The sequence below is a fragment of the Dysgonomonadaceae bacterium zrk40 genome (genome assembly GCA_016916535.1).
Lineage (GTDB): Bacteria > Bacteroidota > Bacteroidia > Bacteroidales > Dysgonomonadaceae > Proteiniphilum.
Genome location: CP070276.1, coordinates 1,093,274 through 1,106,757 on the forward strand (window position 1 = coordinate 1,093,274; position 13,484 = coordinate 1,106,757).

A 13,484-nucleotide genomic window follows, 5' to 3' on the forward strand; every position below is an offset into this window, starting at 1 on the left:
CGATATCCTTATTTTTTTGTACTTTTGTACTGCAATTAATCAATTTTGATAAGATCATGACCGCATCATCTGACCAAACCGTCAGATGGCCCTGATGACCTGCTGACAGTAGGGGAAGAATCAACCCTACTGTCGATTGAAAAAACCAAACCAAAAATACGATACAGAATGAACTTACTTGAAAGCATGATTCAAAGGGCAAAGGCGAATAAACAACGCATTGTACTGCCCGAGGGCACTGAATTGCGCACCCTACAGGCAGCAGACAGGTTGCTGCGTGACGATGTGGTTGAAATCATCCTGCTGGGAGATCCTCAGGAGATAATGGACAAGGCCGGTGAAGCCAAGCTGGAGAACCTGGATAGAGCCTTGATCGTGAATCCAAAATCACACCCTCAGAAAGATGTCTATATTGATCTGTTGCTCGAGCTTCGCAGCAAAAAAGGGATGACCCCTCAACAGGCAGCCCAATACGTTGAAGATCCACTCTACCTGGCATGCCTGATGATCAAAAATGGCGATGCCAGTGGTGAGATTGCAGGTGCACAGAATACCACGGGTGACGTGCTGCGTCCCGCGCTCCAGATCATCAAGACATCACCTGGCGTGAAAGTGGTGTCAGGTGCCTTTATCATGTTCACAAAGACACCTCAGTATGGCGAAAACGGTACACTCATTTTTGCCGATTGTGCCGTGATGCCCAATCCTACTGCAGAAGAGCTGGCATCGATTGCCCTGGCATCGGCACAAACAGCCAAGAACCTGGTGGGTGTGGAACCAAGGGTTGCCATGCTTAGCTTCTCAACAAAGGGTAGTGCCGAACATGAGATGATAGACAAGGTGCGGGAAGCAACCCGCATAGCCCGGGAGTTGAACCCATCCCTGCAAATCGACGGTGAGTTGCAGGCCGATGCAGCATTGGTACCGGCTGTAGGCGCAAGCAAAGCTCCCGGCAGTGCCATCGCCGGCCACGCCAACGTACTGGTCTTCCCCACCCTCGAAGCAGGCAACATCGGATACAAGCTGGTGCAGCGTCTGGGCAATGCCGAGGCGATAGGTCCTGTATTACAAGGAATGGCAGCTCCCGTGAACGACCTGTCGAGGGGTTGCTCAGTCGACGACATCTATAACATGGTGGTCATCACGGCTAACCAGGCTATTGGTTTAAAACAAAGCAGCTAAGCAAAGCAGTTATGAGTGAAATGATTATTGAACCTATTGAAAAGTATGGGCTCACCATCTCAGCAGAGAACCGGCACAAGCCGTTGTTCTCGAAAATTGGAGTAGTAGGTGCCGGGAAAGAGGGCAGAAACATCATCAACATGGCTTCAACAGCCGGCATGGAGGTGGTGTTCCTGGACGAGTCGCCGGAACGGATCGACTTCGTGATGGGGGAGCTGGAGAAGGTGATGAATCATAAAATCACCGGATGGGGTCTCACCCAGTCGGAGAAGAAGGTGATCATGAACCGTATTACCCCCACCCTCGAGTACGAAGATTTTGCAGGGTGTGACCTGGTGATCGAATGTACCCGCTACACCGAAAGCGGCAGGCGGAGCACCCCACTGCGTAAAAACATCTTCAAGAAGCTGGAGGAGATCCTGGATGAAGATGCCATCATCGCCACCAACGGCTCCACCATCATCATCAGTGAGCTGGCTTCCGAACTGGAACACAAGGAACGATGCGTGAGCCTCTACTTTCCGGTATCGCATCCCGATGCCCGCATCCTGGAAATCGTGAGCGGCATGTACACCTCCGATGAGGTGTACGGCAAGATGGAGATCTTTGCCAGACTGATCAACTACAAACCTCACCGCATCAACGAGAGCAATGGGAACGTTAGTCTCCGGATGGTAGCCACCATGCTCAACGAGGCATGCCAGATACTACTCGAACGGGTTACCTCGCTTGAGGATATCGAAGAGACCTTCACCATCATCTACGGACAACGATACGGCATTTTCCGCCTTGCCGACATCATCGGCATTGAAAGGCTGGTGACACTGATGGAGGCGATGTTCAACGATTTCGGGGAGAAACACTACAAGCCCAATCCGCTGTTGTGGAAGTTGTATCGTTCCAACCAGCTGGGGGTACGCACCGGCAAGGGTTTCTATGTTTACGATGAAAACGGAGAGCCGCTTTCACCCAATAAATCTCTCTACAACTAAAAGCAAAAAAAGAAATGAAGATATTGGTTTTAAACTGCGGCAGCTCATCGATCAAGTACAAGCTTTTCGAGATGGAAAGCAAGGAGGTAGTTGCCCAGGGAGGCATTGAAAAGATCGGCATGAAGGGATCCTTTCTCAAGATAACCCTGCCCGACGGACAAAAGGTGATGCTCGAGGGTGAGATCCTGGAACATCGCGCCGGCATTGAGTATATCCTCGGCGTACTGCTCAGCGAGAAGTATGGCTGCATCAAATCGCTCGATGAAATTGAGGCGGTGGGCCACCGTGTGGTACACGGCGGCGAGCGTTTCAACAAAAGTGTACTCATCGACGAAGAGGTCATTCAGATGCTCAATGAGTGTATCGAGCTGGCACCCCTGCACAACCCACCCAACCTGAAGGGTATCTATGCCATTCAGGAACTGATGCCGGAGACCCCGCAAGTGGGAGTCTTCGACACAGCGTTTCACCAGACCATGCCAGATTACGCCTATATGTACGGCATTCCCTACATGCTTTACGAGAAGTATGGCATACGACGCTACGGCTTCCATGGCACTAGCCACCGCTACGTTTCGAAAAGAGCCTGCGATTTCCTTGATCTGCCCTATGAGGAACAACGCATCATCACCGCCCACATCGGCAATGGTGGTTCGGTGACAGCCATCAAAAACGGGCACTCAATCGACACCAGCATGGGGATGACCCCGGTTGAGGGGTTGATCATGGGAACCCGCTGCGGTGATCTTGACCCGGGGGTGATCTCATACATCATGGAGAAGGAACACATGGGCACCAAGGGAATTTCCACCCTGCTCAACAAGTTCTCAGGAGTCCTCGGCATCTCCGGCATCTCATCCGATATGCGGGAGATCGAAGCGGGCATCGGGGAAGATAACAAACGAGCCATACTGGCAATGAAGACCTACAACTACCGTATCAAGAAGTATGTGGGATCATATGCCGCGGCACTGGGCGGCGTGGACATCCTCGTCTTCACGGGCGGTGTGGGTGAGAACCAGGCAATCACCCGTAAAGAGGTATGCCAGGACATGGCCTTCATGGGCATCGAACTGGATGAGGAGCTGAACGCCAGTGTACGTGCCACTGAGGTGGTGATCAGCAAGCCCTCCTCGAAGGTAAAAGTGGTGATCATCCCAACAGATGAGGAGCTGACCATCGCCCGTGATACCGCGGAGATATTGAAGAATTCTTAATCCTCTGCGGTTGCGCACTAAAAAAGAGGCTGCCTCAAGATAGAGGCAGTCTCTCTTTTTATGTACAATACGCCTCATCCAGAATAGCATGACGCCAAAAAGTGAACCAATTCCAATATATTTGGAAGCTATTCTGATATACTAACCTTATTGCTTCCTTATATCCACTCCCATAATTATTGAGGTGGTTATAAGGGTGCAATAAGGATGCAATAAGGCTAGAGGCTCTGAGAACCATGTCTCGTCTAAACAAAAAGGCCATCTCATACGATGAGACAGCCTCTTTTTTATGTCGCTTCTAAATGATTACTCTGCAACCACTTCGAAAGGAATTTCTACCGATACCTCCTTGTGCAGTTTGACGACTGCATTGTAAGTACCAACCTCTTTCACCTGATCCTTGATTTGGATCAACCTGCGGTCCACTTCAAAGCCTTTCTCCTTCAGCGCTTCAGCAATCTGGATGTTGGTTACGGAACCAAAAATGGTGCCGGTAGAGCTGGTTTTTGCACCGATGGTGAGTGATACACCTTCCATCTTGCCGGCCAAAGCCTCAGCATCCGTCTTGATCTGTGCCAGCTTGTGGGCACGCTGTTTCTGATTCTCTGCCAGCACTTTCTTTGCTGATTCACTTGCGATCACCGCTTTTCCCTGGGGAATCAGATAGTTGCGGGCATAGCCTTTTTTCACGTTGACTACATCATCCTTGAAGCCCAAACTGATGATATCTTCTTTCAATATTACTTCCATATCTATTCCTCCTTCTTATTTCATTAAATCGGTTACGTACGGAAGCAGAGCGATGTGACGTGCTCTTTTAACAGCTTGCGCAATACGACGTTGAAACTTAAGTGATGTGCCGGTAATTCTTCTCGGCAGAATCTTACCCTGTTCGTTGAGGAACTTCTTCAGGAATTCGGGATCCTTGTAATCGATGTACTTGATGCCGTTCTTTTTAAAGCGGCAATATTTTTTCTTCTTCACATCCACCGACAGGGGAGTCAAATATCTGATTTCTGATTGCTTTGCCATTTCTTAGTCCTCCTTTTCGTTTGATTCTACTTCAGCTTTGGCGCCACGGGTTTTCTCCGCTCCATGCGCTTCCTGCTTCTTGCCACCTTTGTTGTTCCTTCTCTTCAAAGCATACTCGTGTGCAAACTTATCCTGCTTCACGGTGAGGAAGCGAATCACACGCTCGTCACGACGGAAGTTGATTTCCAGCTTGTCAATCACTGTCGGTTCAGCATTGAATTCCAGGAAGGTGTAAAAACCGGTGGTTTTCTTGTCAATGTGATAGGCCAGCTTGCGCAGCCCCCAGTCTTCTTCGTTTACAATCTCAGCTCCTTGATCTGTCAGGAGGTTTTTGAATTTTTCAACCGCTTCCTTCATCTGAGCATCAGACAAAACGGGAGTCAAAATGAAAACGGTTTCGTAATTGTTCATACCTAGTTAATAATTAATTCGTTAAATAAAAGCACAATATTTTCGGTCGGCAAAGTTACAATAAAATATCTAATTATCAAACAACTGATGATGATTCCTTTCTATCTTCGGTCGATTTTTTCTTTCACCTTGGTTCGTTCAACTTTTTATCATTAGATTTGTTTACTGAAATATCCAATCAACGCGAAGAAATGAACAAAACAGACAACCAGGCACTGGTGATCTTCGGTGCCTCGGGCGACCTCACATACAGGAAACTGATCCCGGCCGTTTTCGATCTATTCATGAACAAATCCCTACCGGAGGGATATGTAGTGCTGGGCGTAAGCCGTTCACCCTTCACCGACAGTCAATTCCGTAAAAAGATGAAGGAGGGGATTCATCAGTTTGCCCATTACAAGGATGCACCATCGGAACAGGTGGATGCCTTCCTATCCAAACTTTTTTACCTCAGCATCGATACCGGTAAAGGGGAAGAGTACAGCGAGGTGAAAGTGAAACTGGACAAGCTGAACAAACAATTCAACCTTGGACAGAACTATATCTTTTACCTCTCCACCCCACCCTCACTATACACAACCATACCAAAATATCTGTATGGCCAGGGCCTCACCTTGCAACAGAAAGGGTTTCGCAGAATCATCATCGAGAAACCGTTCGGACATGACCTGGAATCGGCAATCAACCTGAATGATGAGCTGCTTGAATTTTTCGAGGAAGATCAGATCTACCGCATCGACCATTACCTGGGGAAGGAGACAGTACAAAACCTGATGGTGACACGTTTTGCGAATGGCATCTATGAACCGCTGTGGAACCGTAACTTCATCCAGCACGTGGAGATCACCGCTGCCGAGAGCCTCGGCGTGGAAGACCGGGGTGGTTACTACGACCAGTCGGGAGCGCTGCGTGACATGATCCAGAACCACCTGTTGCAGATCCTGTCGCTGGTAGCCATGGAACCTCCGGTGAAGATCACACCGGAAGATATCCGTTATGAGAAGCTGAAGGTCTTTCGCTCATTACGTTCCTTCAGTGAAAAGGATCTGAGGAAGAATGTGATCAGGGGACAATATACGGAAGCAACCGTTCGTGGCAAGCACTACAAGGGGTACCGCGAGGAAAAGAATGTGGGAGAGAACTCCCGCACCGAGACCTATGCCGCAATGAAGATCTTCATCGACAACTGGCGCTGGCAGGGTGTGCCCTTCTATGTGCGCACCGGGAAGAGGCTCCCCACAAGTGTCACGGAGGTGGTGATCCATTTCAGGTCCTCACCCCAGAAACTATTCAAATCTTCCGACAATGCACCCCACTCTGACAATCAACTTATCCTGCGCATACAGCCGGATGAAGGGATCCTGCTGAAGACAGGGATGAAGGTGCCCGGCAGGGGGTTTGAGGTAAAATCGGTCAACATGGATTTTCACTATTCAGAACTGAACGACCACTACATCCCCAGTGCCTATGAACGGTTGATCCTGGACTGCATGACCGGAGACAACACCCTCTACATGAGCAGTGAAGCAGCAAAGGAGACCTGGCGGTTTGTTCAGCCCGTGCTCGACTACTGGGAGCATGACAACGATGCCCCCTTGCACGGATACCCCGCCGGATCGTGGGGACCTGATGTGGCGGATGAACTGATCAAGGGTAAAGAGAACACCTGGCGCTATCCCTGCAAGAATCTGGCAGAAGATGGTGTTTATTGCGAGTTATGAATATGAACATACAGATATTTCAATCGACGGATGCGCTGTGCCGCGCTTTCACGCAGTGGCTGAAAGAGTTGCTAATAGAAAAGGGAACCATCACGATTGCCCTTTCGGGAGGCTCCACACCCAAATCACTGTTCGACTACTGGGCAGCATTGCCCGGGGGAGAGATCGACTGGAAAAGAGTAAAGTTTTTCTGGGGAGATGAGCGTTGTGTGCCGCCGACCCACGAGGAGAGCAACTACCGGATGACCAAAATACATCTTTTCGATCGGATCGCTGTTCCCGAAGAGAATATATTTCGCATGCACGGCGAAAATGACCCGTCAGAGGAGGCTGTCCGTTACGGCAGATTGCTACAGCAAGAACTTGAATCAGAGAACAGTACCCCCACGTTTGACATCGTGATGCTCGGCATGGGAGATGATGGGCACACCGCCTCAATCTTCCCCCATCAGATGGAGTTATGGGATAGTGAAACCAACTGTGTGGCAGCCACCCATCCTGTGAGCGGTCAACAAAGGGTGAGCCTTACCGGCAGGGTGATCAACGCTGCACGCAACGTTGCTTTCCTGGTCACCGGAAGCAACAAGGCAGACAAAGTGCAGGAGATTGTCTCCAAACCGGAAGTGGCAGAAAAAAAATATCCGGCTGCACGGGTGCAACCGGAATCGGGTAATTTATACTGGTTTATCGACCGGCAGGCAGCGCTGAAACTGACAAGCGGCGACTGATCATCTGTTTATCTTACAGTCCGGATCTTGTAGTCGCAAGCCACCTTACCCTTCTCCATGTTGGCCAACTTATTTTTGACCATCCGTTTGCGGAGGGGAGTGATGTGATCGGTGAAGAGGATGCCATCCAGATGGTCGTACTCGTGCTGAATCACGCGGGCCATGAAACCGGTATAGTGCTCTTCACGCGGCTGCAGATCTTCATCGAGATAAGCAATGGTCACTTCTCCCTCGCGGGGCACCTTTTCATGGATGCCCGGGATGCTGAGACACCCCTCTTCCACCAGCTCCAGTTCACCGCTTCTCTCGGTGATGTGTGCGTTGATGAACACCTTCTTGAAATCAGCAAACTCCGGATGCTCCTCGCTGGCCATGGGAGAGAGATCCACCACGAAGATGCGCTCTGAGAGACCCACCTGAGGGCCGGCCAGCCCCACCCCGTCGGCATGGTACATCGTCTCATACATATTGTCGATCAACTTGTTCAGATTGGGGTAGTTCTCAGCATCGATATCCTGTGCCACCTTGCGTAACACCGGTTGTCCGTAAATATAAATAGGTAAAATCATAATCTCATTCTTTTGCTTTCCATATATCCCTGCAGGATGATGGTGGCGCTGATCTCATCCACCAGCGCCTTGTTCTGACGGCCTTTCTTCTTCACCCCCCCATCGATCATTGTCTGCTGTGCCATCTTCGAGGAGAAGCGCTCATCGAAGTATTCAATTGGAATATCAGGGTAAAGCTTCCGCAGCCTGTTGACAAACGGCTCGATCCGTTTCATGTTCTCCGACGGCTCGTTGTTCATTTGCCGCGGCAAACCCACCACGATGCAGGATACCTCCTCCTTTTGCAAATAATCGGCCAGGAAGTCAAAAAGTCGTGTTGTTTCCACCGTCGTGAGTCCGTTGGCAATGATCTGCAGCGAATCGCTCACGGCGATGCCGGTGCGTTTCTTTCCGTAGTCGATGGAGAGCAATCTGGCCATTTGGTTTACTGATTGGGAGCATCAAAAACACGGCGACGCAACTCGAAATCACGTCCCAGATATTTCTCACGTACCACAGGGTTGGCAGCCAGCTCTTCGGCAGTCCCCTGGAAGAGCACCTTTCCCTCAAAGAGCAGGTAAGCACGGTCGGTGATGCTCAGTGTCTCATCCACGTTGTGGTCGGTGATCAGGATCCCGATGTTGCGATACTTGAGTTGTGCAACGATCGACTGGATATCCTGCACGGCGATGGGGTCGATGCCGGCAAAGGGCTCATCGAGCATGATGAACTTCGGGTCGATGGCAAGACAACGGGCAATCTCGGCACGACGCCGTTCACCTCCCGAGAGGCGGTCTCCGCTGTTCTTGCGTACTTTCTCCAGTCCGAACTCGTCGATCAGGCTCTCCAGTTTGTTCTTCTGCTCACGGGGAGTCATCTCGGTGAACTCCAGCACCGACTTGATGTTATCCTCAACCGTCATCTTGCGGAAGATTGAAGCCTCCTGTGCCAGGTAGCCAATCCCGTGTTGTGCACGCTTGTATACCGGAAAGTTGGTAATATTTTGTTTACCTATGAATATCTCTCCCTCATTGGGGACTACCAGCCCCACCGTCATGTAAAAGGTAGTGGTTTTACCCGCCCCGTTGGGACCGAGCAAACCGACAATCTCTCCCTGCTTCACGTTGATGGAGACATGGTTCACAACGGTACGTTTCCCATACCGCTTCACCAGGTTCTCAGTGCGCAACATCAACGTGTCACTCTCCGATACGCGTTCATCCATTGTTCAAATATTTCTGCAAAGATACAAAAAAGTTGTGAGTTAATCGCCTTTCACCTCAGTCGGTAAGTGTGATTTCAGCTGCTTCCATCATCCCGCTTATGGGTGGATGAAGCTTGGCTACGGTGACCGTAAGAGATGTAATCTGAGGATAGTGCTGCCTGATTTCTCTGCGTATGCGCCCGGCAAGATGCTCTATCAATCGCGATGGAGTTTCCATCTCTCTTTTCACAAGATCATACAGTTCTCCATAATTGAGGGTATCACCCAGTTCATCAGATCCACACGCGGGCGACAGATCGGCTTCAAGCTGCAAGGTCACCCTGTAATCGCCCCCCACAATCTTCTCATGCGGCATCACACCATGATAGGCATAAAATTGCATGTTGCGAAGGGTCATCGTTGTCTTCATAACGTTTGTTTTATGAGTCATTATTGTAAGAAACGGATGATGAGTAAAGTAGTTCACCCTACTCCAACTGTTTCTCGTTATACCGGTCAAATATAAGAACAAATTGGTATATTTGTTGTTTAAAAACAAAAAGATACCCTATGAAGACGAACGAGATCCCTGAAAGATTGGCCGCCATGCGCCAGTTCATGGAGGAGAAAAAACTGGATGCATTTATCATCCCCAGTACCGATGCCCACCTGAGTGAATATCCCCCGCAACACTGGGAATCAAGAAAATGGATCAGTGGGTTCACCGGATCAGCCGGCACTGCCGTGGTGACCAGGGAGAAGGCAGGTGTCTGGACCGATTCGCGCTACTTCCTGCAGGCAGCCGAAGAGTTACAGGATACAGGATTTGACCTTTTCAAAATGGGACAGGCGGAGACACCCGAAATGACCGACTGGATCATTGCACAGACCGGCAAGGGTGGCAGGGTAGGCATCGACGGACTGGTTTATGCAGCATCCGATGCGTTGGCACTAAAGAAACGACTGGAAGCAAAAGAGATAGCGCTCGAAACATCATTTGATCCCTTCACGGAGATCCGTGCAGATCGCCCTGCGATACCAACCAACAAGGCATTCACACTGCCGGTGGAAATTGCCGGGGAATCGGTACCCGATAAGATCAACCGGATCAACGAGGAGCTGAAAAAAAAGGATGCCGACGGGATCCTGATCGTTACCCTCGACGCAGTTGCCTGGACTTTCAACCTGCGCGGCAAAGATGTGGAGTACAACCCGGTAGCCGTGGCCTATGCCTACGTCTCGGAGAAAGAGAGCGTGCTCTTCATCGATCCGGAGAAGCTGACCGACGAGGTCGCGAACGCCTATCTGGAACAGGGCATCCGCATCACCGGCTACAACGAGGTGTTCGAGTATGTTGCCCGCCTGCTTGAGAAGAGCTCCGTGTGCATCACCGGCAACAAGATCAACTACAAGCTGCTGCAGGCGATACCCGTACACTGCCGCATCGTGGACATCCCCTCACCGGTGGACCTGATGAAGAGCGTGAAGAATGAAACCGAACTGAAGGGTTTCCGCAATGCCATGGTGAAAGATGGCGTGGCGCTCGTGAAATTCTACATGTGGCTTGAGAAAGCTGTTCCCGCCGGTGAAGTAACCGAGGTGAAGGTGGAAGATAAGTTACGAGAACTACGCACAGAACAGGATCTCTACGTGGGGGAAAGCTTCGCGACCATCTGCGGCTATGCCGGCAATGGTGCCATCATCCATTACCACGCATCGCCGGAGAGCAGCCTGCAGGTTGAGCCGAAAGGACTCCTGCTGATCGACTCGGGGGCACAGTTCCGTGACGGCACCACCGACATCACCCGTACGGTGGCAGTAGGCAAGCTTACCAAACAGATGAAGAAAGATTACACCAACGTCCTGAAGGGGCATATCGCGCTGGCAACAGCCATCTTCCCCGAAGGAACACGTGGTTCACAACTCGACATCCTGGCTCGCAAGGCTTTGTGGGAGAACAATCTCACCTACTGGCACGGCACCGGTCACGGTATCGGTCATTTCCTCAACGTGCACGAGGGACCGCAGAGCATCCGACTGGAGGAGAACCCCACGGTGTTGAAACCGGGAATGGTCACCTCGAACGAACCGGGTCTCTACCGTGCCGGCAAGTACGGCATCCGCATCGAGAACCTGATCGTCACACAGGAGCATGCCCGCACCGATGAGTTTGGCACCTTCCTCGATTTTGAAACCATCACCCTCTGTCCCATCGACACCCGTCCCATCGCCAGGAGGATGCTGACAAAGAAGGAGCGGAAGTGGCTCAACCGTTATCATCAGATGGTCTACAAACAGCTCAGCGAACATCTCACAAATGAAGAGAAAGCCTGGCTGAAAAAGAGAACCAAAGCAATTTGACAGAAAGATATAGCTTCAATCTTATGGCTCTTATCAAATCAGTACGGGGCTTCACCCCCCAATTCGGTGAAAACTGCTACCTTGCAGACAATGCCACCATCATCGGCGACGTGGTGATCGGCGACGACTGCAGCATCTGGTTCAACGCGGTACTGCGGGGCGATGTCAACTCCATCCGCATCGGCGACCGGGTCAACATCCAGGATGGGACCGTCATCCACACCCTCTACCAGAAATCGGTATCAGTCATCGGAAACGACGTCTCCATCGGCCACAACGTGGTGATCCACGGTGCCGAGATCAAGGAGGGCGCCCTGATCGGCATGGGCGCCGTGGTACTTGATCATGCCGTGGTGGGCGAAGGAGCCATTATCGCCGCCGGCTCAGTGGTGCTGACCGGCACAAAAGTGGAACCGGGCAGCATCTATGCCGGTGTACCGGCCAAATTCGTCAAGAAGGTGGATCCAGAACAATCGAAAGGGATGAACCAGAAGATCGCCAACAACTACCTGATGTATGCCGGCTGGTTCCGGGAAAACGAAGAGGAATAAATGGAAAATCCGACTCCTCTCAAAAAATCAAGAGGGCTGCCACCGAAGTGAGCAGCCCTCTCTGTTTATGCGCTCCCTTTCCTTCCGGAGGGCACCATCTTGTATAGCTGGTCGTTGGGACGAATCTTCTCGTTGGTCATCATGGAGAAGTGATCCCCTTTCACCGCTTCGGGAACAGACTGCAAATCGACTCTTATATCATCGGCTGTAAGAAACAATGCACCGGTGGTGGGACCGGTGATCAGCAGCTCATCACCCTGCTTCACCGACTGGGTTTCCACCAGGAACTCAGTCACCCCAAGGTTGCCGAAGTGCTTGATCGCTTTTCCCACGTACACCTTACGCTTGGTGGCACCGGAGCCATACCGGTGTGTCCATTCACCCAGCCGCTGACCCAGGTAATAGCCGTCCCAGAAACCCCGGTTGAAGACAGTGGCAAGGCGTTCGTTCCAGTCGTTAATCTTCTCTTCCGTGAAGTTGTTGTCGCAATAAGCCTCAACAGCCTCCCTGTAGCAGGTTGTAACAGTGCGTACATATTCAGGCCCGCGCGCCCTGCCCTCGAGCTTGAAGACCCTTACACCGGCATCCATCATCTTGTTCATGAAATGGATGGTCTTCAAATCCTTGGGCGACATGATGTACTCGTTGTCGATCTCCAGTTCGATCTCACTATCCCTGTCCTTCACGACATAACCCCTGCGACAGATCTGGTTGCAGGCTCCCCGGTTGGCAGAGAGGTTCTTCTCGTGCAGGCTGAGGTAACATTTGCCTGAGACCGCCATGCAGAGTGCTCCGTGGGCAAACATCTCGATGCGGATCAGTTCTCCTGAAGGTCCCTTAATTTGTTGCTCAAGGATGTCACGATGGATGACAGCCACCTGATCGAGGTTGAGCTCTCTGGCCAGCACCACCACATCGGCAAACTGTGCATAAAACTTCAACGACTCGCTGTTGGTGATGTTCAGCTGGGTGGAGAGATGTACCTCTACCCCAATGCTGCGCGCATAAGTCATCACCGCCACATCGGCAGCGATGATGGCGGAGAGCTGCGCCTCCCTGGCGGCATCTACGATCCTGCGCATCAACGCCAGGTCGTTGTCGTAGATGATGGTGTTGACCGTGAGATAACTCTTCATATTGTGTTCACGACAGATCTTCGCAATCTCATGCAAGTCGTCTATGGTGAAGTTATTCGAGGATCGGGCACGCATGTTGAGGCCTTCGATGCCAAAGTAAATGGAGTCGGCACCACCCTGAATGGCTGCCCTCAGTGACTCATAGGATCCGGCAGGGGCCATGATCTCAAATTCCGTTCTTTTGTTCATAGGAATCCATACATATTTCTGTACAAAGGTACAAAAAAGGTAGTAACCTTCTGCACCCCCTGACTGTCAGCACAGATGATTGAAGAGAACAAAAAAAGACAGATGGGACGAGTACGATTGGTTAAACAGAAGTTGCAGACTATTCTTAAAAAATTTATCTTTGTGCAAAGAAGAAACACCATAAATTAAAATAACAAATAATCTGCCACCCA

Annotated in this window: 15 protein-coding genes; 7 read left to right on the forward strand and 8 right to left on the reverse strand. The window is 50.9% G+C overall.

Annotated features, from left to right (window positions below):
• The first annotated feature begins 168 nt into the window (after positions 1-168).
• The 3 genes from pta to JS578_04735 are packed head-to-tail and all read left to right on the forward strand — an operon-like array spanning position 169 to position 3,391.
• Positions 169-1,182, forward strand: coding sequence for a phosphate acetyltransferase (gene pta / locus JS578_04725; protein ID QRX64553.1), 1,014 nt, complete (start codon positions 169-171; stop codon positions 1,180-1,182).
• An 11-nt stretch (positions 1,183-1,193) separates the two neighbouring features.
• Entirely contained in the window at positions 1,194-2,174 is a 981-nt protein-coding gene (locus JS578_04730) for a 3-hydroxyacyl-CoA dehydrogenase family protein (protein ID QRX64554.1), read from the forward strand.
• Between the two features lie 14 nt (positions 2,175-2,188).
• Positions 2,189-3,391 (forward strand): acetate kinase, encoded by a 1,203-nt coding sequence (locus JS578_04735; GenBank protein QRX64555.1) that lies wholly within the window; start codon positions 2,189-2,191, stop codon positions 3,389-3,391.
• Positions 3,392-3,697: 306 nt separating this feature from the next.
• Here the strand turns inward: JS578_04735 and JS578_04740 are convergent, their stop codons facing one another.
• From JS578_04740 to JS578_04750, 3 genes are read right to left on the reverse strand one after another with little or no spacing between them, the layout of a single operon-like run.
• On the reverse strand, positions 3,698-4,141 hold the full coding sequence (locus JS578_04740) for a 50S ribosomal protein L9 (protein QRX64556.1): 444 nt from the start codon (positions 4,139-4,141) through the stop codon (positions 3,698-3,700).
• A 15-nt stretch (positions 4,142-4,156) separates the two neighbouring features.
• On the reverse strand, positions 4,157-4,423 hold the full coding sequence (locus JS578_04745) for a 30S ribosomal protein S18 (GenBank protein QRX64557.1): 267 nt from the start codon (positions 4,421-4,423) through the stop codon (positions 4,157-4,159).
• A 3-nt stretch (positions 4,424-4,426) separates the two neighbouring features.
• On the reverse strand, positions 4,427-4,834 hold the full coding sequence (locus JS578_04750) for a 30S ribosomal protein S6 (GenBank protein QRX64558.1): 408 nt from the start codon (positions 4,832-4,834) through the stop codon (positions 4,427-4,429).
• A gap of 191 nt (positions 4,835-5,025) precedes the next feature.
• Here JS578_04750 and JS578_04755 point away from each other — a divergent pair, with 191 nt between their 5' ends.
• Both JS578_04755 and pgl read left to right on the forward strand, forming a co-directional pair.
• Complete coding sequence (locus tag JS578_04755) at positions 5,026-6,555, forward strand: glucose-6-phosphate dehydrogenase (GenBank protein QRX64559.1); 1,530 nt, start codon at positions 5,026-5,028, stop codon at positions 6,553-6,555.
• A gap of 2 nt (positions 6,556-6,557) precedes the next feature.
• The gene (pgl, locus tag JS578_04760) at positions 6,558-7,283 is read left to right on the forward strand and encodes a 6-phosphogluconolactonase (GenBank protein QRX64560.1); all 726 of its coding nucleotides are present in this window, start codon (positions 6,558-6,560) and stop codon (positions 7,281-7,283) included.
• 8 nt (positions 7,284-7,291) lie between these two features.
• Here pgl and def read toward each other — a convergent pair whose 3' ends face one another.
• The 4 genes from def to folB are packed head-to-tail and all read right to left on the reverse strand — an operon-like array spanning position 7,292 to position 9,465.
• Entirely contained in the window at positions 7,292-7,852 is a 561-nt protein-coding gene (def, locus tag JS578_04765) for a peptide deformylase (protein ID QRX64561.1), read from the reverse strand.
• Positions 7,849-8,271 carry a Holliday junction resolvase RuvX gene (ruvX, locus tag JS578_04770; GenBank protein ID QRX64562.1) on the reverse strand — a complete coding sequence of 141 codons (423 nt, stop codon included), beginning with the start codon at positions 8,269-8,271 and terminating at the stop codon, positions 7,849-7,851. The genes def and ruvX overlap by 4 nt, the downstream gene beginning before the upstream one ends.
• A gap of 5 nt (positions 8,272-8,276) precedes the next feature.
• Positions 8,277-9,056 carry an LPS export ABC transporter ATP-binding protein gene (lptB, locus tag JS578_04775; protein ID QRX64563.1) on the reverse strand — a complete coding sequence of 260 codons (780 nt, stop codon included), beginning with the start codon at positions 9,054-9,056 and terminating at the stop codon, positions 8,277-8,279.
• A gap of 55 nt (positions 9,057-9,111) precedes the next feature.
• A complete protein-coding gene (folB, locus tag JS578_04780) occupies positions 9,112-9,465 on the reverse strand; it encodes a dihydroneopterin aldolase (GenBank protein ID QRX64564.1) in 354 nt (117 codons plus the stop codon).
• Positions 9,466-9,605: 140 nt separating this feature from the next.
• On the opposite strand from folB, the gene JS578_04785 reads away from it, so the two are divergent.
• Both JS578_04785 and JS578_04790 read left to right on the forward strand, forming a co-directional pair.
• Complete coding sequence (locus JS578_04785; GenBank protein ID QRX64565.1) at positions 9,606-11,396, forward strand: aminopeptidase P family protein; 1,791 nt, start codon at positions 9,606-9,608, stop codon at positions 11,394-11,396.
• Positions 11,397-11,419: 23 nt separating this feature from the next.
• Entirely contained in the window at positions 11,420-11,947 is a 528-nt protein-coding gene (locus tag JS578_04790) for a gamma carbonic anhydrase family protein (protein QRX64566.1), read from the forward strand.
• Positions 11,948-12,012: 65 nt separating this feature from the next.
• Here JS578_04790 and JS578_04795 read toward each other — a convergent pair whose 3' ends face one another.
• Entirely contained in the window at positions 12,013-13,272 is a 1,260-nt protein-coding gene (locus tag JS578_04795; GenBank protein QRX64567.1) for a U32 family peptidase, read from the reverse strand.
• Between the last annotated feature and the right edge of the window lie 212 nt (positions 13,273-13,484).